Annotated in this window: 22 protein-coding genes, 6 tRNA genes and 1 riboswitch; of the genes, 25 read left to right on the plus strand and 3 right to left on the minus strand. The window is 33.4% G+C overall.

Annotation, left to right across the window (positions count from 1 at the left end; genetic code table 11):
- Nucleotides 1–247: 247 nt before the first annotated feature.
- The 8 genes from asrA (at nt 248) to ACMOUI_RS10625 (ending at nt 7,833) form a co-directional block, all read left to right on the plus strand.
- Nucleotides 248–1,285 (plus strand): anaerobic sulfite reductase subunit AsrA, encoded by a 1,038-nt coding sequence (asrA, locus tag ACMOUI_RS10590; protein ID WP_418965668.1) that lies wholly within the window; start codon nt 248–250, stop codon nt 1,283–1,285.
- Nucleotides 1,285–2,094: an anaerobic sulfite reductase subunit AsrB gene (gene asrB, locus ACMOUI_RS10595; RefSeq protein ID WP_418965669.1), complete on the plus strand. Its 810-nt coding sequence runs from the start codon at nt 1,285–1,287 to the stop codon at nt 2,092–2,094. Before asrA ends, asrB begins: the two co-directional genes overlap by 1 nt.
- A gap of 13 nt (nt 2,095–2,107) precedes the next feature.
- Nucleotides 2,108–3,178 carry a sulfite reductase subunit C gene (gene asrC, locus ACMOUI_RS10600; RefSeq protein ID WP_418965670.1) on the plus strand — a complete coding sequence of 357 codons (1,071 nt, stop codon included), beginning with the start codon at nt 2,108–2,110 and terminating at the stop codon, nt 3,176–3,178.
- A gap of 135 nt (nt 3,179–3,313) precedes the next feature.
- Entirely contained in the window at nt 3,314–5,071 is a 1,758-nt protein-coding gene (locus ACMOUI_RS10605; protein ID WP_418965671.1) for a YeiH family protein, read from the plus strand.
- An 18-nt stretch (nt 5,072–5,089) separates the two neighbouring features.
- On the plus strand, nt 5,090–5,335 hold the full coding sequence (locus ACMOUI_RS10610; protein ID WP_418965672.1) for a hypothetical protein: 246 nt from the start codon (nt 5,090–5,092) through the stop codon (nt 5,333–5,335).
- Entirely contained in the window at nt 5,322–5,798 is a 477-nt protein-coding gene (locus ACMOUI_RS10615; RefSeq protein WP_418965673.1) for a hypothetical protein, read from the plus strand. The genes ACMOUI_RS10610 and ACMOUI_RS10615 overlap by 14 nt, the downstream gene beginning before the upstream one ends.
- A 111-nt stretch (nt 5,799–5,909) precedes the next feature.
- Nucleotides 5,910–7,463 carry a bifunctional metallophosphatase/5'-nucleotidase gene (locus ACMOUI_RS10620; RefSeq protein WP_418965674.1) on the plus strand — a complete coding sequence of 518 codons (1,554 nt, stop codon included), beginning with the start codon at nt 5,910–5,912 and terminating at the stop codon, nt 7,461–7,463.
- A 13-nt stretch (nt 7,464–7,476) separates the two neighbouring features.
- The gene (locus ACMOUI_RS10625) at nt 7,477–7,833 is read left to right on the plus strand and encodes an FMN-binding protein (protein WP_418965675.1); all 357 of its coding nucleotides are present in this window, start codon (nt 7,477–7,479) and stop codon (nt 7,831–7,833) included.
- A gap of 55 nt (nt 7,834–7,888) precedes the next feature.
- On the opposite strand, the gene ACMOUI_RS10630 is transcribed toward ACMOUI_RS10625, so the two are convergent.
- Entirely contained in the window at nt 7,889–8,521 is a 633-nt protein-coding gene (locus tag ACMOUI_RS10630) for an OmpA family protein (protein ID WP_418965676.1), read from the minus strand.
- A 233-nt stretch (nt 8,522–8,754) separates the two neighbouring features.
- Between ACMOUI_RS10630 and ACMOUI_RS10635 the strand changes: the two genes are divergently transcribed.
- From ACMOUI_RS10635 to ACMOUI_RS10705, 15 genes are all read left to right on the plus strand, one after another.
- Nucleotides 8,755–8,831 (plus strand) — tRNA-Pro (locus ACMOUI_RS10635).
- Between the two features lie 3 nt (nt 8,832–8,834).
- Nucleotides 8,835–8,910 (plus strand) — tRNA-Gly (locus ACMOUI_RS10640).
- A 19-nt stretch (nt 8,911–8,929) separates the two neighbouring features.
- Nucleotides 8,930–9,006 (plus strand) — tRNA-Arg (locus ACMOUI_RS10645).
- A gap of 4 nt (nt 9,007–9,010) precedes the next feature.
- Nucleotides 9,011–9,086, plus strand: a tRNA-His gene (locus ACMOUI_RS10650).
- 18 nt (nt 9,087–9,104) lie between these two features.
- Nucleotides 9,105–9,180: transfer RNA gene (locus ACMOUI_RS10655), tRNA-Lys, on the plus strand.
- A 7-nt stretch (nt 9,181–9,187) separates the two neighbouring features.
- Nucleotides 9,188–9,270: transfer RNA gene (locus ACMOUI_RS10660), tRNA-Leu, on the plus strand.
- 67 nt (nt 9,271–9,337) lie between these two features.
- Nucleotides 9,338–10,075: a tRNA pseudouridine(38-40) synthase TruA gene (gene truA / locus ACMOUI_RS10665; protein ID WP_418965688.1), complete on the plus strand. Its 738-nt coding sequence runs from the start codon at nt 9,338–9,340 to the stop codon at nt 10,073–10,075.
- A gap of 8 nt (nt 10,076–10,083) precedes the next feature.
- Nucleotides 10,084–10,536: a GNAT family N-acetyltransferase gene (locus ACMOUI_RS10670; protein ID WP_418965677.1), complete on the plus strand. Its 453-nt coding sequence runs from the start codon at nt 10,084–10,086 to the stop codon at nt 10,534–10,536.
- A gap of 84 nt (nt 10,537–10,620) precedes the next feature.
- The gene (locus ACMOUI_RS10675; RefSeq protein WP_418965678.1) at nt 10,621–11,031 is read left to right on the plus strand and encodes a Fur family transcriptional regulator; all 411 of its coding nucleotides are present in this window, start codon (nt 10,621–10,623) and stop codon (nt 11,029–11,031) included.
- Nucleotides 11,032–11,082: 51 nt separating this feature from the next.
- The gene (locus tag ACMOUI_RS10680) at nt 11,083–11,454 is read left to right on the plus strand and encodes a desulfoferrodoxin family protein (protein WP_418965679.1); all 372 of its coding nucleotides are present in this window, start codon (nt 11,083–11,085) and stop codon (nt 11,452–11,454) included.
- A gap of 25 nt (nt 11,455–11,479) precedes the next feature.
- Nucleotides 11,480–11,641, plus strand: coding sequence for a rubredoxin (rd, locus tag ACMOUI_RS10685; protein ID WP_418965680.1), 162 nt, complete (start codon nt 11,480–11,482; stop codon nt 11,639–11,641).
- Between the two features lie 89 nt (nt 11,642–11,730).
- Nucleotides 11,731–12,504: an MBL fold metallo-hydrolase gene (locus ACMOUI_RS10690; protein ID WP_418965681.1), complete on the plus strand. Its 774-nt coding sequence runs from the start codon at nt 11,731–11,733 to the stop codon at nt 12,502–12,504.
- A gap of 9 nt (nt 12,505–12,513) precedes the next feature.
- On the plus strand, nt 12,514–13,092 hold the full coding sequence (locus tag ACMOUI_RS10695) for a uracil-DNA glycosylase family protein (protein ID WP_418965682.1): 579 nt from the start codon (nt 12,514–12,516) through the stop codon (nt 13,090–13,092).
- A gap of 1 nt (nt 13,093) precedes the next feature.
- Complete coding sequence (locus ACMOUI_RS10700) at nt 13,094–14,146, plus strand: glycosyltransferase family 9 protein (RefSeq protein WP_418965683.1); 1,053 nt, start codon at nt 13,094–13,096, stop codon at nt 14,144–14,146.
- 50 nt (nt 14,147–14,196) lie between these two features.
- Nucleotides 14,197–14,943, plus strand: coding sequence for a YebC/PmpR family DNA-binding transcriptional regulator (locus tag ACMOUI_RS10705; protein WP_418965684.1), 747 nt, complete (start codon nt 14,197–14,199; stop codon nt 14,941–14,943).
- A gap of 45 nt (nt 14,944–14,988) precedes the next feature.
- On the opposite strand, the gene ACMOUI_RS10710 is transcribed toward ACMOUI_RS10705, so the two are convergent.
- A complete protein-coding gene (locus tag ACMOUI_RS10710; protein ID WP_418965685.1) occupies nt 14,989–15,438 on the minus strand; it encodes a DUF4402 domain-containing protein in 450 nt (149 codons plus the stop codon).
- Nucleotides 15,439–15,519: 81 nt separating this feature from the next.
- A riboswitch (cyclic di-GMP riboswitch) is annotated at nt 15,520–15,595 on the minus strand.
- A 169-nt stretch (nt 15,596–15,764) separates the two neighbouring features.
- Between ACMOUI_RS10710 and recG the strand changes: the two genes are divergently transcribed.
- Both recG and ACMOUI_RS10720 read left to right on the plus strand, forming a co-directional pair.
- On the plus strand, nt 15,765–17,825 hold the full coding sequence (recG, locus tag ACMOUI_RS10715; protein ID WP_418965689.1) for an ATP-dependent DNA helicase RecG: 2,061 nt from the start codon (nt 15,765–15,767) through the stop codon (nt 17,823–17,825).
- A 52-nt stretch (nt 17,826–17,877) separates the two neighbouring features.
- Nucleotides 17,878–19,587 carry a proline--tRNA ligase gene (locus tag ACMOUI_RS10720; RefSeq protein WP_418965686.1) on the plus strand — a complete coding sequence of 570 codons (1,710 nt, stop codon included), beginning with the start codon at nt 17,878–17,880 and terminating at the stop codon, nt 19,585–19,587.
- Nucleotides 19,588–19,696: 109 nt separating this feature from the next.
- Here ACMOUI_RS10720 and ACMOUI_RS10725 read toward each other — a convergent pair whose 3' ends face one another.
- The gene (locus tag ACMOUI_RS10725) at nt 19,697–20,287 is read right to left on the minus strand and encodes a sigma-70 family RNA polymerase sigma factor (RefSeq protein WP_418965687.1); all 591 of its coding nucleotides are present in this window, start codon (nt 20,285–20,287) and stop codon (nt 19,697–19,699) included.
- Nucleotides 20,288–20,439: the final 152 nt, after the last annotated feature.

Consider the following 20,439-nt stretch of genomic DNA (forward strand, 5'->3'; position numbering starts at 1 on the left):
CTACAACACTAGTGTATAAGTATACTAGTGTTGTATGAAATTAGAATTTGAAAGGATATTCAAAAGTTAAAACTTTATTAAAAAAATAAAGAAATTAAAGTCTGACCAAATACTTTTCGACTAAAAATTCAAATTTAACCAAAGAGAAAAAAATAGTAATTAATGGTTTACAAAAAAACATAAAGGTTGTAATATAAACACATAATGAATTGAATAAAAATTCAAAAAACAGGGAGGCAAAGTAAGAATGGGATACAAAATAACAGCAGAAAATTTTGATAGCTTGTTAAAAAATCTTAGCAAAGAGTATAAGATATATGCTCCAAAAAGATTTCCTAAACAGGGAAGATATTCAGACACAGACATTGTGAGATATGATAGAGTTTATTCGGCAAATGAGATTGTGCATGAAGAAAAATCTGATTATGCAGCAAAGGAAGCATTGAGCCCTATAACAGAAACAGTTTTATATTTTACAGATGCAGATTATAGAGAGTCAAAAGTTGTTGATGATAGACCAATGCTTGTATTTGCAAGAGCTTGTGATATCCACTCTATTAAAAGATATGATGATATCTTTCTAAAAAATGGTGGATTTGAAGATTCATACTATAAAAGAATGAGGGAGAAAACAAAGTTTATATTGATGGAGTGTCCAACAAAAGGTTGGGATACTTGCTTCTGTGCTTCAATGGGTACTGGTTCAGCAGATGAGTATGCATTTGGAGTAAAATTCAACGGTGAAGAGGTTTTAGTAGAAACTAAAGATGAGGCTTTCAATAATTACTTTGCAGGAAATGAGGAGATTGATTTCTTAGTAACTCCAGTTGTAGAAAATGAAAGAGTTGTTAGAATTCCAGAGATAAATGACAAAGAAACTCAAATTGCAGTTAAATCTTTAGAGATGTGGAAAGAGTTTGACAAGAGATGTTTAATGTGTGGAAGCTGTACTGTATCATGCTCTACATGTACTTGCTTTACAACTTATGATATGAACTATACCGCTGATTCAAACGCTGGAGAGAGAAGAAGAATAAATGCATCTTGCCACGTTGATGGATATACAGATATGGCTGGAAATCACTCATTTAGAAAAACTGGTGGAGAGAGAATGAGATTTAAAGTTATGCATAAAATCCATGATCACAAAAAGAGATTTAAAGAGCACCATATGTGTGTTGGATGTGGAAGATGTGATGACAAGTGTCCAGTGTTTATATCTTTCTCAACTACTGTAAACAGATTAGCTGCAGAAGTTGATAAACTAAATGGAGGTAATAAGTAATGGAAAATTTAATAATGCCAACGCCATATAGACTTTTAGATGTAAAAAAAGTTACTGATATAGAATATCTATTTAGAGTTGAGTATCCAGAGGCAGGAAATGTAAAGTTTGGACAGTTTATGCAACTATCTTTGCCAAAAGTTGGAGAGTGTCCAATATCTGTTACTGATTTCTCTGCAGCAGAGGGATGGGTAGAGTTTTTAATTAGAAAAGTTGGAATAGTAACTGATGAGATTTTTAATCTTCACGCAGGGGATCTATTACCAATGAGAGGACCTTATGGAAAAGGTTTTGACGCAATTGATATAAAAAATAAAAAAGTGGTTATCGTAACAGGAGGATCAGGATTAGCTCCAGTTAGATCTTTAATCAACCATATTTATAGAAATCCAGAGGAAGTTCAATCGATGGAGTTACTATTTGGATTTAAAGATGATTCATCTATACTATTTAGAGATGATATTATCAACTGGAGAAAGAAGCATCCAATGGTATTAACTGTTGATAAAGGATGTGGATTAGATGGTGAGTGTGTAGGACTTGTAACTGAGTATGTGCCTCATTTAAAAATGGTATCAGATAAATTTGATGATTTAGAGGTTATAATTGTTGGGCCACCTAATATGATGAAATATACAGCTATTGAATTTGAAAAGCTAGGAGTTCCAGCTGATAAGATTTGGGTTTCTTTTGAAAGAAAGATGTCATGTGCAATTGGAAAATGTGGTCACTGTAGAATTGATGAAGTTTATGTATGTCTAGAAGGACCAGTATTTAACTATTCTCAAGCTAAATATTTAATCGACTAAGGGGGTAAAATAAGTGAATCACGATATTAATATAACTAAACTGAAATTAAACTGCTTCCGTCAATCAAAAGTACCTGGAGAGTTCATGATCCAACTTCGTGTTCCAGGAGGATTAATTGAAGCTAAATATTTAAAAGTAATACAAGAGATTGCAGAGAGATGGGGAGATGGAACATTCCATATGGGTATGAGACAAACTCTTAATGCTCCTGGAATAAAGTTCGAAAATGTAGATGCAGTAAATGCGTACCTAGAGGAATACATAAAAGAAATAGATGTAGAGATGTGTGGAGCTGAAATGGAAGTTAATAAAGCTGGATATCCTACTATCGGAGCTAGAAATATTATGGCATGTATTGGAAACTCTCACTGTGTAAAAGCTAATATCAACACTTGGGAGTTAGCTAGAAAACTTGAGAAACAAATTTTCCCAAGCCATTACCATATTAAAATGGCTATAGCAGGATGTCCAAATGACTGTGCTAAAGCTCACTTCAATGACTTTGGAATAATGGGTGTAACTAAGCCAATCTATTTAAAAGATAGATGTATTGGATGTGGAAGATGTGTTAAAGTTTGTGATCATGCTGCAACAAGAGTTTTAAAGTTAGAGAATCACAGAATTGTTAAGGATTCTTGCTGTTGTGTAGGATGTGGAGAGTGTGTTGAGGCATGTCCATCATCTGCATGGGTAAGACCAGAGCAAAAATTATATAGAATGACAATTGGTGGAAGAACAGGAAAACAATATCCAAGAATGGGTAAAATGTTCTTAAACTGGGTAACAGAGGATGTAATAATCAAAGTTATTGGGAACTGGCAGAAGTTCTCAGCTAACGTATTACATCACAAACCAATGTATATTCACGGAGGTCACTTAATCGACAGAGCTGGATATCAAAAGTTTAAAGAGATGATACTTGATGGAGTGGAATTAAATCCAGAGGCTCAAGTAGCACAAAGAATTCTTTGGGCAGAGACAGAGTATAGAGCTAACATTAACGTTAAACCTATCTCTCAACACCCAAGTCCAGGAGAACCATATACTTTAGAGAAGCCTTTTAACTATGGTGGAGGACACTAAAATTTAGTTTAAAAATCCAAAAAAAAATATAGTCTGTCTAATGGGGACCCCAAAAGGGTTCCCATTAGTCATGTTTGGGACTTTGAATATCAGTTCAACAAAATGAGCAACTTTACTAAAACCTAGGGGGTAAAAATGGAAGCTGTAAAAGAGAACAAAAAAAGTTTGAAGGAAACAATATTAGATTTATTTAAATTTGAGGATTACTGGGCAATACTATTAGCAACAATTATACTGATTTTCTGTGTATTTATATATATGGGATCAGATTCACAAAATATTTTAGGAAAAGCTGAAGTCTATAATGATGTGATGAAGGCAGAGGGTGAGAGAGCACCTTTTAAAACAGTTCAATGGCATGAGGCACAGTTTGATAAAAATAGTTTAACTATAAAAACATCTACAACTGAGAGGGTAAAAAGCATATTGGGAAAACCTAAAAAATGGGTAAAGAATCCTATTGAATCGATATACCTAAGCGAAAGTGCAGCAAAAGCAAAGGGAGAACCATTTATTCAACAGTATGAGGATTTAAAAAAGGAAACAGCACTGATAAAAAATCAAGCTTTAGCAGCGACAGCTTTAGCTGAAGAGAAGGCTTTTGCAGATACAAGTTTAAATAGCTCTGCAAGTGATTTAGTGGATAAATGGCTTGTAAGTAGAGATAAAGAGAATAAAATGAAATCGAAGGCTATTGTAAAACCATACAATCTAATCCCTAATTTAGCAATATTATTGGCTTTTATTGGAATATATTTCAGTGTGGGAATAAAAAAAATGGGAAGAGATAGAGAGGGATTTTTACAAGGGTTCCCTGCAGTGTTTGCTTTGGCAACAGGAGCGTATTTACTGGGAGAGCAAGAAACTTTAAAAGCTTGGGGACTGGGATATGTTTTCTGGGGTCTAGTTTTAGGATTGATAGTTAGTAACACAGTTGGAACGCCAAAGAAACTTTTAGCGGCAGCTCAAACAGAGTATTTTATAAAAACTGGATTGATATTATTGGGGTCAACAGTTTTAGTAAATAAAGTTTTATTAATAGGAATACCAGGAATATTTGTAACTTGGTTTGTAACACCAGTTGTTTTAGTTTTAACATTTGGTTTTGGAGATAAAATTTTAAAGATGGAATCAAAGAGCTTAAATATGGTTATGTCAGCAGATATGTCTGTAAGTGGTGTATCAGCAGCTATTGCAGCAGCGGCAGCATGTAAGGCAAAAAAAGAGGAGCTTACACTATCGGTAAGTATCTCTATAATGTTTACTGCTTTTATGATGATAGCTATGCCTATGTTCATAAAGGCCTTAAATATGGACCCGGTGTTAGGAGGAGCTTGGATTGGTGGAACAGTGGACTCCACAGGAGCTGTAGTTGCAGCAGGGGAGTATTTAGGTTCAGTGGCCAGAGACGTTGCAGCAACTATAAAGATGATTCAAAATATAATAATTGGAGTAATGGCATTGGGTGTAGCAGCTTACTGGTCATTAAAAGTTGATAAATCTATGGCTGAGGAGAGAGACTTCTCATTAAAAGGGTCATTGAATGAGATTTGGACAAGATTCCCTAAATTTATCTTAGGGTTTATAGGAGCTTCACTTGTGTTTTCAGGAATATATGGAATGTTGGGAGTTGATGGATCAAAAATCATTATAGATAAAGGGATGGTAAATGGTTTAATATCTCCTTTACAAGGGTGGTTATTCTGTTTAGCTTTCACAAGTATAGGGTTATCTACAAACTTTAGTGAGTTAAGTAAACTATTTAAAGGGGGGAAACCAATAACTCTTTATATTGTAGGAAAGATTATAAACTTAGGTGTAACTTTTGGAGCAGCTTATTTGATGTTCCATGTGGTATTCCCTGATATTACGCAATCTTTAATGAGTCTATAAGAGAGATTGGGAGGAGATATGATAAAAAAGTGGATAGCTTTTATAGGGAGCTTTGTATGTATATATTTTTTCTGTTTTTCCGTATTGCCATTTTTAGATGAAACCTTGGGATTTAAAGAGGCTCATAAAAAGTTGGCAGAGGAGGATATTGAATCTGGAGCATGGTACTATATCTTTGTAAAAAAAGTTGAACCAAGCTCTGAAAATGTAAGACATACATTGATTTACTCCAATTGGGGAGAGAGTAAAGATGCAAAACATTGATACTTTTATGGAGATGGAAAAAAAGAGAGCCATTGAGATATCAAATGAGATACTTGAAAAACCAAAAGTGTCTATGCTGGTAGTTATATTTCCTTTTCTTTTAATCAATTTTATTCAAGAGTTAAGAGTCTATAGATATAAGAGAGAGTTTTTTATAAAGGAGTATCTATACTTAAAAAGAGTGGTAACCGATATAATAAAAAAAGGTTATTCCTCCACTGAAAGTTTAAAAAATGAGATTGAAACTATTTTGATAAAGGATGAAAAGTATATGGAGTTTTATAGCTGCCAAATACAAGAAGCCTTGAGTATAAGAGACTATATTTTTCAAGAGGGGAGTGAAAAATATATGAGGATGAAGGAGATGGAAACTTTAAGGAGATGGATAGATACCTTTGAAGTTGAAGAGAATGGTTTAGAAGTTAGTTTTAAACTTTTTAAGATACTGAGTAGCAAAATATAAGATGGGGGAAAAACTGCATTTCTGTGCAGTTTTTTCTTTTACAATTTTGTCTAAATATGATAAAATATGTTCGATTTTATTTTAAAAATAGGGTTAATTAGGGAGGAAAAAATGAATAAAAATTTAAAAGTTTTTGGTTTGATGGGATTGGTTTTAGCCCTTTCAGCTTGTAAAGTATTACCGCCTAAAGATGGGGAATATGAGCTTACTTTAGTCCATGTAAATGACGTTCATGGAAGAGCGAAAGAGGGGAAATATGATGGGGTTGGACTAGCTAGAGTAGCCACAATAGCAAAAGCTTTAGAGCAGGATAAAAACAATGGAAAAGTATTATTGATAGATGCTGGAGATACAATGCACGGAACAACTTTTGCAACTTTAACTAAGGGTGAATCTATGGTTGAAACTTTAAATGCTGCTGGACTTGACTATGCAACATTGGGTAACCATGATTTTAACTATGGTCAAGAGAGACTAGAAGAGTTATTATCTATGCAAAAATATAAAACGTTAGCTGCCAATGTTGTGGATAAAACAACAGGAAAGCCAATTGCAGGAACATATGATATAAGAAAGATAGATGGGAAAAAGGTTGGATTCTTTGGATTAGCAACACCTGAGACTTACTTTAAAACAAATCCTAATAATGTAAAAAATATAACAATAGCTGATCCAATTGCAACTGCAAAATCAGTTGTAGCTCAAATGAAAAAAGAGGGAGTTAAATTTATAGTTGTTATAGCTCACTTAGGTGACGATGAGAGTACAGCTAGAAATCTACAAAGTGTGGGATTAGCTGAGGCAGTACCTGAGATTGATTTAATTATCGATGGACATAGTCACACTGAATTAAAGGAGAAAAAGGTTGTAAATGGAGTAACAATTGTACAAACTGGAGAGTATGCTAAAAATGTTGGAGTAGTAAAAGTTGACTTTGATAAGTTAAAAAATAGAATTGAAGCTATGGATTATACTCTATATACAAAGAATGTAATAATGAATGGGGATAACCCAGTTCCAGAGGATGCTAAGGTAAAAGCTACAATAGATGAAATCTCTAGAAAGCAGGAGATGATAACAGGTGTAAAGGTTGGAGAATCTCCAATTTTATTACAAGGGGACAGAGCATATGTTAGAACAGGAGAAACAAACCTTTCTCAACTTATAACAGATGCAATGCTATGGAAAACTGGAGCAGATGTAGCCTTAACAAATGGTGGAGGGATTAGAGCCTCTATAAATCCTGGAGAGGTAACTGTTGGAGATGTAATAAGTGTATTACCATTTGGAAACTATGTTATAACAAAAGAGGTAAAGGGATCAGATTTACAAAAAGCTGTTGAAAATGGACTTAGATCTTATCCAGAATCTTTAGGAGCAATGGCACAGGTTTCTGGAATGACTGTTAAATTTAATGTTAAAAATCCAGCATATAGAAGAGTTTTAGAGATAAAAGTTGGAAATGAAAAGTTAGATCCAAATAAAACATATGTAGTTGCAACAAATGACTTTATGGCAGCTGGTGGAGATGGATATTCATCTTTAGCTAATGGAAAAGAGTTAGGACACTATCCAGCTCTAGATGAAGTTTTAATTGAGTATATACAAAAAGTTGGATTAGAGGGTAGAGACAAAGTAGTACCTAGATTGATACCAAAAAAATAGAAGGGGTTTATAGATGAGTAAAGAAACTTTAAGAAAAAAGTCCGTAGTGGCTTTTATAGTGCTAGGAGTATTGCTAGGTATATATGAAGCAAATAGACCGGGACCAATGGTTGTAGAAGGAACTGGAACTGGTTATAATGGAGATTTAACTGTAAAATTACAAGTAAAACCTAAAGGTGATAATTTTAAAATTATAGGAGTTGATGTTATACATCAAGATACACCACCAATCGCTGATCCAGCTGTGGATACGTTAAAAACGTATATTTTGAAAAATCAAAATACAGAGTTTGATGTAGTGTCTGGAGCAACTTATACATCAGAGGGTATAAGAGAAGCTACTAAAAATGCAGTTGAAAATATTAAATAGTATCTGAATAAAAAAGGAGGGTTCATTTTATAGAACCCTCTTTTTATTTTTATAATTAATAAGCTGGGAAGATTTGGATTTCCACTCTTCTATTTTGAGCTCTACCAGATGCAGTTGCATTACTAGCAATAGGTCTATCTGGTCCAAATCCATTTATAGTGATTCTATTAGGATTTACTCCTCTACGAACTAGGTAGTCAGCAACACTTCTTGCTCTTTTAACAGATAGATCCATATTGTAAGAGTAAGCACCTGTGTTGTCTGTGTTACCAGAGATGACTATTCTTGTCTCAGGGTATTGGTTTAAAACAGCGGCAATATCGTTAAGTGGTCCATAGAAACCATTACCTATAACATAACCATTTGTAGGGAATGTAACTCCACCAGGAAGGTTAAGGTTTATATAGTTTCCTTCATCAGTAACTCTAACTTGAGTATTTTGTAATCTAGCTTGTAACTCTTTTGTCTGTTGATCTTTATATGCTCCCCAACCTAAACCAGCAAGAGCACCAATTCCAGCTCCAATAAGAGTTCCCTTAGTATCTTGTCCAATAGCCTGTCCTATTAGAGCACCAACTGCAGCACCACCAGCTGTACCAGTTGTTTTGCTATTATATCCAGTAGCTGTACAAGCTCCAAAAAGAGAACCAGCTAAAAGAACAGAGCAAATAAGTTTTGTATTTTTCATTATAAAACCTCCTTAGCTAAAAATAATCATAAAAATATTATAGAAAAAAATTATATATTTGTATATAAATTATTATTCTTTTTTAATAAAATCAATCCTTTTTTTAAGGGATTAATTAATTATGAAAATAAAAAAATAAAAAAAATAAAAAAGTTTGTTGACAGAAATAAGAATTTGTGATACTATAATTTTGTAGCGAACGAGAGCGAGTTACAAAAAACAAATAAATAAGTCGGAATATAGCGCAGTCCGGTAGCGCACCTGCCTTGGGAGCAGGGGGCCGCAAGTTCGAATCTTGCTATTCCGACCATCTGCGGGAGTAGCTCAGTTGGTAGAGCGTCAGCCTTCCAAGCTGAATGTCGCGAGTTCGACCCTCGTCTCCCGCTCCAATTTAATATTTTATCAAATGTGTCTGTAGCTCAGCTGGATAGAGCAACGCCCTTCTAAGGCGTGGGTCAGGAGTTCGAATCTCTTCAGACACGCCATATGGTGACCGTAGTTCAGTTGGTAGAGCGCCAGTTTGTGGCACTGGTTGTCGCGGGTTCGAATCCCGTCGGTCACCCCAAATAAATTTTATAAGAATGCGTCATTAGCTCAGATGGTAGAGCACACGACTTTTAATCGTGTTGTCACTGGTTCGAGCCCAGTATGACGCACCATCTTTTTGCGAGGGTGGCGGAATTGGCAGACGCACCAGACTTAGGATCTGGCGTTTCGACGTGAGGGTTCAAGTCCCTCCTCTCGCACCACATATGATATTACAGAGTCTTGAGTTTTCAAGACTTTTTTTTATATATACAGAAGGAAAAGGAGAAAATTTTGGAAAGAAATATAAAGTTAACATATAGTTATGATGGAAGCGAGTTTTATGGCTTTCAAAGACAACCTAATTTAAGAACTGTTCAAGGGGAACTGGAGAAAATTTTAAAGATTGTATTTAAAATTGATATAGATTTAGTTTCAGCAGGAAGAACAGATAGAGGTGTTCATGCTAAAAAACAAGTTTCTAATTTTTTTACTACTTCAAAAATTCCTTTGGAAAAAATAGGAAGAATTTTAAATGATCTTTTACCAAAAGATATTTTTATTTTAGATGTTGAAGAGATGGACTTTGAGTTTAGTTCAAGATTTTCGGCTACATATAGAGCTTATGAATACTATATAGGGGAGGAGAGAAACCCATTTCAATCGAGATATGTAACTTTTGTTGAGGAAACTTTAGATTTAGATAGATTGAATAAGATAGTGGCTCCTCTTATAGGAAGACATAATTTTTCTAACTTTAGACTTTCAGATTGTGGAAGTAATACAACAATCAGAGATATCTACGAGGCTAAGTTTAAAAGAGTGGATGAAAAGACAATTAAATTATATGTGAAAGGAAATGCATTTTTAAAATCTCAAATAAGAATAATAGTGGGAACAGTTTTAGCTATCTATTTTAAAAAGAAACCAGAAAACTATTTGATAGAGATGTTAAATAATCCCAACAGTCATTATGCTAAAATAGTTGCAGACCCCAATGGTCTTCATCTATTTGATATAGGGTATTAGGAGGTTTAATGAGAGTAGTTGAAGTTCAGGCAGATGATAGAGAGTTAATTGGGAAAATATATAAAAATGAGATAGAGAGTTTTGGAGCTATGGGTGGAGCTGATATGTGGATGATTATGAGCTTTATCAGATATGGAAAACTCTATGTGCTACTAGATGATGAAGATAATCTTTTATCAGTGGCACAGTATCAAGGGATTATGGGAAAAAATGAGGCTTTTTTATATGGATTTTCAACTTCTTTAAAGGAAAGAGGAAAGGGATATGGAAAAATACTTTTAGAAGATACCCATAAAAAATTAAAAAAATTAGGTATAGATAAAGTGTACCTAACGGTTGATCCTAAAAATAAAGTGGCTATAGATATGTATGAAAAAAATGGATATATGATTGAAGAGTTGCAAAAAGATGAGTATGGAAAAGGGGTTCATAGATATTTAATGGTAAAAATTTTGATGTGATATCTTGACAAAAATACTAAAAAAGTGTATATTAAAAGCAGGAATAATTGTTACAAAATTGTAATTATTTCAAAAGGAGGAAGCATGTATATTGAAAACATAGGTGAACATTTGAAAATACATGATATAAAACCTTCATATCAAAGAATGAAAATATTTGAATATTTGTTAGAGAATAAGACTCATCCAACAGTGGATGAGATTTATAAAGCTTTATGCCCAGAGATTCCTACTCTTTCAAAAACTACAGTATATAATACATTAAATCTTTTTATAGAAAAAGGAATAGCTAAAGTTATAACAATAGAAGAAAATGAGACTAGATATGATGTTGATACTCATGTACATGGACATTTTAAATGTGTAGAGTGTAAAAAAGTATATGATATTCCAGTTGTGATAGATGAGCTTATAACTGGAAATATGAAGGATTTTAAAATAGATGAGTATCATGTTTATTTTAAAGGAATTTGTCCGCATTGCCAGAATAAATAAAGTGTTTTTAATAACGTTAAAACTATTTTGATTTAGTTTAAGGAGGTTGTTATGAAAGTTTATGAAATTTACAAAGTGAAGGAAAATCCTGTAATACTAGAGGTTGTTGTAGCAGATAAAGAGGGAGTTGCAGTAGAAGGATTAGAGCTTATAAAAGAGAAATCTCAAGATGCTTCAACTGAAAAGCATGTACCTTATGTAGAGGAAAAAGAGGACGGTTATTTAGTAAAAGTGGGAAAAGAGATGGCACACCCTATGACAGAAGAGCACTATATCCAGATGATAGAGATATGTGTAGATGATTTTTTATATAGAAAGTACCTAAAACCAGGAGAAGCACCAGAAGCATATTTTAAAGTACCAAAAGGTGCTAGTGTTTGCGCAAGAGAGTACTGTAATATCCACGGGTTATGGAGTAACTAATAAATAAAAAAGAGGGGGTTTTTAGATGAGCAAGCATATGAGATGCGTTATATGCGATTATGTTTATGATGAGGCGGTTGGAGATCCTGAGAATGGTGTAGCTCCAGGAACGAAATGGGAAGATGTACCAGAGGACTGGGTATGCCCACTTTGTTATGTTGGAAAAGATCAATTTGAAGAGATGTAATAAAAAAGAGATAACCTCTTAGCAAGTATATGCTAAGAGGTTTTTTTATGGTATAATATGAAACAGATTATTAATTGAAAGGAAGTGCTATGAAGTTAGCAGTATTAGGAAGTGGAAGTAAAGGGAATTCTATTTTTTTAGAAACTGATAATATAAACTTACTGATAGATGCAGGATTTAGTGGAAAAAAAATAGAGGAACAGCTAAAAAAAATAGATATAGATATTTGTGATATAGATGGGATTTTAATAACTCATGAACATGGAGATCATATTCAGGGAGCAGGAATAATATCTAGAAAGTATGATATTCCAATCTATATTACAAAGGAAAGCTATGAGGCTGGACTTTTAAAATTAGGTAAGATAAAGGGTGAAAACTTGAGGTTTATAGATGAAGCATTTTGGGTTGGAGATAGTATGGTCTATCCATTTGATGTTATGCATGACGCTGAGAGAACAATAGGGTTTAGAATAGAGGAAAGCTCAGGAAGCAAGGTTGCTATTGCAACGGATTTAGGATATATAGATAACACAGTTAGAGAGTCTTTTAAAGATGTAAATGTCATGGTTATAGAGTGTAATTATGACTATCATAAATTGATGCAGTGTTCATATCCTTGGGATTTAAAAGCTCGTGTAAAAAGTAGAAATGGACATCTGTCAAACAATGACTGTGCAAGGTTTATAAAAGAGATGTATCATGAGAGATTACAAAAAGTTTATTTGGCTCATATGAGTAAGGATAGTAATGACCCGAAAATTGCAATTGAAGCAGTTTTAGATGAGCTGTTAAGACATGGAATAGATATATCTGTGGAGATTGCTAATCAGGATATATGCAGTGAGTTGATTAAGTTTTAGGAGGCTTTTATGGAGGAGATTCAAAAGTTATTAGAGGAGCTAAAGTTTGAGATAGGAACAACAGACGCTTTAAAAGATAGTAAGGATAAGGTTGTTTTAGGAACAGGGAATTTTAAAGGGGATATCCTTTTTGTGGGAGATGACGTAAATTTATATATAGATGAAAATTTTAAAGTTAAACCTGGTTCTAGTGGAGAGTTTTTAATAAAACTTTGTGATATAGTTGGATTACTTCCAGAGGATTACTATATTACAACACTTACAAAATCTGAAAAAAACTATAGAGAGCTAGAGGAAAGAGATAAAAGAGATTTAAAGGAGTATCTAATGGTTCAAATCTCTCTTATGAACCCAAAAGTTATAGTTGCACTGGGACAGGATGTAGCAGAACTTCTACTTGAAAGAGAGTTTAGATTTCTTCAAGAGAAGGGAAAAGTTATGGACTGGAAAGGAAATATAAAACTGTTGGTAACATATGATGCTAATTTCGCTAAAAAATCGAGAGATGATGGAGGAAAAAGAGCTAAAGTTGCAGTGGATTTCTGGGGAGATTTAAAAACTATAAAAAACACAATAGAGGAGATTTAACATGAAGATTTTAGTAGTTAGGTTTAAACAGATAGGGGATGCGATACTGTCATCTGTGATATGTAAAAGTCTGAAAGAAACATACCCAGATGCAGAGATAGACTATGTTTTATACGATTATGTAGCCCCTCTATTTGAGCACCAAAAATACTTAAATAAAGTTATATCAATATCTAAAGAGGAGAGAAAAAATCCTTTTAAGTATTTAAAAAAAGTTTGGAATGTGACAAGAGCTGATTACGATATTGTTATAGATATAATGTCAACACCTAAAAGTGAGGCATTTACGCTTTTTTCAAGAAAGGCTAAGTACAAAATAGGAAGATGGAAACCTAAGAGAGGTTATACTTATACTCACAGTATTCCAGAACCTTCAAGTGATTATGATAAGGCTGAAAAGTTTTTAAAGATGTTAGATCCCCTTATAAATGATGGAGTGGATGTAAAGTTAGATAAAAATTACTCACTGACATTTTTACCAGAGGAAAGAGAGGATTTAAGAGTAAGAATGAAGGAAGCTGGGGTAGATTTTAATAAAATAATAATACCTTTAGCTATAAATTCTAGAAGAGAGTCAAAGGTATATCCAGTTGATTTAATGAGAGAGCTGGCAAAGAAGCTTTTAGATACATTCAATTGTCAAATTATTCTATACTATTCACCAAATGAGAGGGAGTTTGCTAAAAAGTTCCATGAGGATTTAGAGTGGGATAAAAGAGTTATCTCAGATATAAATACAAAGAGTATAAGAGAGCTTGGTGCTCTGATGTCCAATTGTGATATTTTTGTGGGAAATGAGGGTGGACCAAGACACTTGGCTCAAGCTGTGGATATCCCAAGTTTTTCTATATTTAGCCCAGGGTCTAGTAAAAGAGATTGGTTATCAAGGGATAACAAAAGGCATGAGGGTATAGAACCAAAGGATATGCTTTCGGGGGAGGCTTATGATAATCTATCCTATGAAGAGAGATATAGATTGATGACTCCAGATATAATTTTAGAGAAAGTGAAGGAAAAAATGGAGCTTGTATCCAAATATATTGAAAAAAAATAGGGCTTATGATAGAATTTAAAGAGATATTTAAAAAATGAGGAGGAGTTTTTGTGGCAGGACATAGTAAATGGTCTAATATAAAGCATAGAAAAGGTGCTCAAGACGCTAAAAGAGGAAAGCTATTCACAAAGTTAGGAAAAGAGTTAACAATAGCAGCGAAGGAAGCTGGAGGAGACCCTAACTTTAACCCTAGATTAAGACTTGCAATGGATAAAGCAAAAGCTGCTAATATGCCAAAGGATAATCTGGAGAGAGCTATTAAAAAAGGTACTGGAGAGCTTGAAGGTGTAGATTACATGGAGATCAGATATGAGGGATATGGTCCAGAGGGAACAGCTTTCATAGTTGAGGTTGTAACTGATAACAAAAACAGATCAGCTTCAGAGGTAAGAACTGTATTTTCTAGAAGAAATGGAAACTTAGGTACAGATGGTGCTGTATCATGGATGTTCCAAAGAAAAGGTGAGATTATAGTTGCTGCTGAGGGTGTGGATGCAGATGAGTTAATGATGGCTGCACTAGAGGCTGGAGCAGAGGATGTTAAAGAGGAAGATGGAGAGTTTACAGTTTTAACAGATTCAGCTGATTGTAATACAGTTGCAGATGAGTTAAAGAAGGCTGGTTACAATGTAACTGAAGCAGAGGTTGCAATGATTCCTGACAATAAAGTACAGATTACAGATTTAGATACAGCTAAAAAAGTAATGGCACTGTATGAAGCTTTAGATGATTTAGATGACGTTAATGATGTCTATTCAAACTTTGATATATCAGATGAGTTATTAGAGCAGTTATAAAAAAGAAAAACTGAGGAATATTCCTCAGTTTTTTTATTGTTACAATTATTGGTATTGAACTCTAGCAACTAATGAACCAGTATAAGTTCCAGGAGCTTGATTTTGAGGAACATATATTCTAGGTTTAAAAGAGAAAGTAAGATTTCCTTGATCGTCAAGAGTAGATGTCTTTGAACTTAATCTAGTGTCATCAAGCCAAACTGTAATACGATTGTCATTACTGTCCTTTATAGTTGTTTCAGTGAAAGAGTTAGCAGGTTGATTGTTTATAGTTAAGGTAACTTGTGCACCAGCTGAACCATTGACAGTGAATACTTTAGGAGTATCTACAGTTGCAGTGGTATTTTGAATAACATTTCCAAAGTCAATATCACCATTGTGGCTAACGTTTAAAGGTTGTAATACAACTGCATTGATTTTCATACTTGTTTCATTGTTAGCTCCAAAAGCTGATATAGCCACAGTTAAAGATAAAAGTGTCAGTAATTTTTTCATAATTTTATTCCCTCCAATAATGTTATAAAGTAAAAAAATAAAAAAGCCAGTTGCATTTATACCCTGTTTTAAACAAAGTGTAATTGCAACTGGCTGTCATTTTAAAGACCCTATAGTTTTGCGTCATAGAGTTTCCTCTACTTTGCCTATTCATTTTATATAACAATGATATATTAAAAGATAAAAAAAGTCAACTAAAAATTACATATATATGGAAGATATTTTTTTCACTAAGCCTTATTTTAAGAGGTTTTATAGAGTTGAAATAAAACGTACTATAAAATGTACAAAAGGAAATACAAGTATGTTATAATTAGAAAAAGGTGGTGATTAAGATATATAAGGATATTTATAAAGAGATAGAACTTTTTAATATAAAGGGAGTTTCAAATGCAACATATTCAAAGTTGAAAAAACTGAATATAGAGACACTATATGATTTGGTTTACTATTTTCCAAGAGCTTATGACGATAGAACAAATCTGAAAAAAATAGGCGAGTTAAGAGGGGATGAGTATGTTGTACTAAAAGGAAATATAATGAATATATCAGCTCCTCCTACAAGAACAGGGATGAAAATGATAAAAGCTACAGTGAATGATGGAACTGGAATTCTTGAAGTGGTTTGGTTTCAAAGACCCTATTTAAGGAACAGTTTAAAAATGGGAGAGGAGTATATTTTTATAGGTAATGTAAAAAGAGGATATACTTTTCAAATGGTAAACCCAGAGTTTAAACTCTATAAAGGGCAGGAGAATAAGGGAGAGATACTTCCTATATATAGCTCAACAAAGGAGTTAAACCAAAATAGCATAAGAAGAGTTTTAAAAGAGTGTTTGAAAAACTATTTAGATATGTTTAAAGAGAATATTCCAGATGAGATAATAAAAAAATATAGGTTGATGGACAGGGAAAGAGCTCTAAAGGAGATTCATTACCCCACAAATCCAAGGAACTTAGAGGAAGCAAAAAGACGTTTTGCAATAGAGGAGCTTTTAATATTGGAGATGGGAATACTTCAGAAGCGATATGAAGTGGATATGAATAATATCGGTCTTTACAGTATAGAGGGAAAAAAAGCCTTAGTTACAAAATTTTTAGAGGGATTATCCTTCACTTTAACAAAAGCTCAAAAAAAAGTTATAACAGAGATATATAGAGGTATAAATGCTGGAAAAGTTATTAACTACTTAATACAAGGGGATGTTGGAAGTGGAAAAACTATAGTTGCAGTACTTTTACTACTCTATATTATAGAGAATGGGTATCAAGGAGTTTTAATGGCTCCAACAGAGATTTTAGCCACACAGCACTATCTTTCTATCTATGAGACCTTAGAGGAATTGGGAGTGAGAGTTGAACTTTTAACTGGGAGTGTAAAGGGAAAAAAGAAAACAGAACTTTTAGAGAGAATAAAGGTGGGAGAAACGGATATTGTTATAGGAACTCATGCTATAATAGAGGATAGTGTAGAGTTTTCTAAACTTGGATTGATAGTTATTGATGAACAGCATAGATTTGGAGTTCTGCAGAGAAAAAGATTAAGAGATAAGGGTGTTTTAGCGAATCTTATTGTTATGAGTGCCACTCCTATTCCAAGATCTTTGGCACTGAGTATCTATGGAGATTTAGATGTTGCAGTAATTGATGAGTTACCTCCAGGAAGAAAGCCAATAAAAACAAAGTGGATCAATGAAAAAGAGGATGAGGAAAAGATGTTCTCCTTTATAGACAAAAAACTGAAAGAGGGACGTCAAGCATATTTTGTGGCATCTTTAATAGATGAGAGTGATAAGCTTTCAGCCAAATCAACAGAGGAACTATATGAGGAGGTACAGAAAAACCTTCCAGGGTATAGAGTGGGCGTTTTACATGGGAGAATGAAAAATAAAGAGAAAGATGAGGTTATGCATCAATTTAAAAATCATCAGCTAGATATCTTGGTTTCAACCTTAGTTATAGAGGTGGGGGTAAATGTTCCCAATTCAAGTATAATGGTTATAACAAACTCTGAGCGTTTTGGACTGGCCACACTACATCAGTTGAGGGGAAGAGTTGGAAGAGGAGAGCATCAGTCATACTGTTTTCTGCTATCTTCCACAGAAAATGATAACTCAGCAGCTAGACTCAAGGTTTTAGAGAGTACAGAGGATGGTTTTAAAATAGCGGAAGAGGATTTAAGGTTAAGAAAGGCTGGAGAGATTTTTGGAGTGAAACAGAGTGGGCTAAGTGATTTGAAATTTATAGATATAGTTCATGATGTAAAAACTATAAAACTGGTTAAAGATATATGTATGGAATATTTAAGAGACAATAAAGGTAGAGTGAATAATCAGATATTACAGTGGGATATTGATGAAAAGTTTAACAAAAGTTTGACCTCATAAAAGATGTTGTGATAGAATATGAGGTAAAATAATTAAGAAAGTGGAGGATAAGATGAGATTAAGTAAATACTATGTAAAAACTCTTAAGGAAACTCCTAAAGAGGCAGAAGTAATCAGCCATAAACTATTACTTAGATCAGGAATGATAAAAAGATTAGCAAGTGGAGTTTATACATACCTTCCTTTAGGTTTAAAAGCTTTAAAGAAAGTTGAAAATATTGTAAGAGAAGAGATGGATAGAGCTGGAGCTCAAGAGATATTCATGCCAGTATTACAACCAGCTGAACTTTGGAAAGAGAGTGGAAGATGGGATGTAATGGGTGCTGAAATGATGAGAATTCAAGACAGACATTCAAGAGAGTTTGCATTAGGACCAACACATGAAGAGGTAATAACAGATATTATCAGAAATGATATATCATCTTATAAAGCTTTACCTTTAAACCTATATCAAATTCAAACTAAGTTTAGAGATGAGAGAAGACCAAGATTTGGACTTATGAGAGGAAGAGAGTTTATGATGAAAGATGCATACTCATTCCACGCAAATAAAGAGTCTTTAGATGAAGAGTTTGAAAATATGAAAGCTGCTTATACAAGAGTATTTGAAAGATGTGGACTTAAATTTAGAGCAGTTGAGGCAGATTCGGGAGCGATTGGTGGAAGTGGATCACAGGAGTTCCATGTTTTAGCTGAATCGGGAGAGGATGAAATCATATATTGTACATCATGCGACTATGCAGCAAATGTTGAAACAGCTACAAGTACAATAACAGAGTTACCAAAAGCTGAAGCGTTAGAGATCAAATTGGTGGATACACCAAATGTGTCTAAGATTGTTGACGTTGTGGAGTACTTAAATGTACCTGTAGAGCAAACAGTTAAAGCTATGATGTATAAAGATGTTGTAACAGATGATGTCTATATGGTTCTTATAAGAGGAGATTTTGAAGTTAATGAGGTTAAGTTAAAAAATATAATTGATACTATAGATGTTGTATTGTTAACTGACTCAGAGATTGAAGATTTAGGATTAATAAAAGGATTTATAGGTCCAGTTGGAACTGATTTAAGTAAGGTTAAAGTTATAGCTGATAACAGTATAGTAGGTATATCTAATCATACAGCTGGTGGAAATAAGTTAGATACACACTACATAAATGTTAACTATGGAAGAGATTATGAAGCGGAGATAGTTGCAGATGTAAGAACAGTAACAGTTGGAGAGAGATGTCCAAAGTGTGGAGGAGAACTTGCAAGTGCTAGAGGAATTGAGAGTGGACATATATTTAAACTTGGAGATAAATACTCTAGAGCTTTAAATGCAACTTTCTTAGATGAAAATGGAAAGAGTCAAGTTATGGAGATGGGATGTTATGGAATTGGGGTTTCTAGAACTATGGCATCAGCAATAGAGCAAAATAATGATGAAAATGGAATTATTTGGCCATCAGCAATAGCTCCTTTTGTAGTTGAGGTAATACCAGCTAATATGAAGTCTGAGGAACAGGTTACACTGGCTGAAGAGATTTATAAGAACTTCCAAGAGGCTAATATAGATGTGGCTTTAGATGATAGAGATGAAAGAATTGGATTCAAATTTAAAGATGGAGATCTAATAGGATATCCATTTAAAGTTGTAGCTGGGAAAAAAGCAGCTGAAGGTATTGTAGAGTTAAAAATAAGAAGAACAAATGAAACTTTAGAAATTTCTAAGGATGAGGTTGTTTCAAAAGTAAAAGAGTTAATGAAGCAATATTAAAACATTAAAAATAAAATGGCTATTGAATAGTGATATTCAATAGCCATTTTTGCAATCTAGGACTCAATTTTAATTGATTGAATCACCATTTTAGTATCTCTGTTAATAGTTATTTAGAGTAAGAACCTAAATAAGTTAAAATCTTTTTTTTGATTCTTTGAATAGTATTGTCTATTTTTTTTGGAGGTTCACTTAAAAAATCAGCAATCTCAACATATGTATACTCTTTACATAGATATACAAAAACCTTTTTTTCCAAACCACTTAAATTTTCATTGAGGAAATCAGTTAAAAGACCAACCAACTCCTTCCCTAAGAAAATATCTTCAGGTGAATAAAAACCAAAGGATGGATGTCTGTAATGAATGCTCTCCTCATGGTTCGCATATCCATCTCCCTGCATAGCAAGATTTAAGTTTTTGTATTTATCAGAATTATGATTTTTAACAGCTGTAATCATCTGTCTTCTGATACAAAGATTTGCAAAAGTACTAAAACATGCATTTCGGTTTTCATCATAAGATTTAATGGCCTTTATAAGACCGATAAAACCCTCTTGCATTAAATCATCACTATCTCCACCTTTTAAGAAAAATGAAAGATTGTTTTTGTAAATTGCACCTTGATACTCTCTGATAATTTTTTCAATTGATTCTTCATCACCGTTCTGTGCTAAAATTATATCTTCTTTTTCAATCATAGTTGTGTCCCCCGACCTTTCTAAAAATTAAATAAAAAATAAAAGAAGCTAAATTTTTAAAGAACTCTGTATAAAAATATAAAACAACACTATACTTCTATAATATCAAAAAAAAATGAAGTTATCTATATTTCAATTTTTCCAAAATATAG

This window comes from Cetobacterium sp., from assembly GCF_048470075.1.
Lineage (GTDB): Bacteria > Fusobacteriota > Fusobacteriia > Fusobacteriales > Fusobacteriaceae > Cetobacterium_A.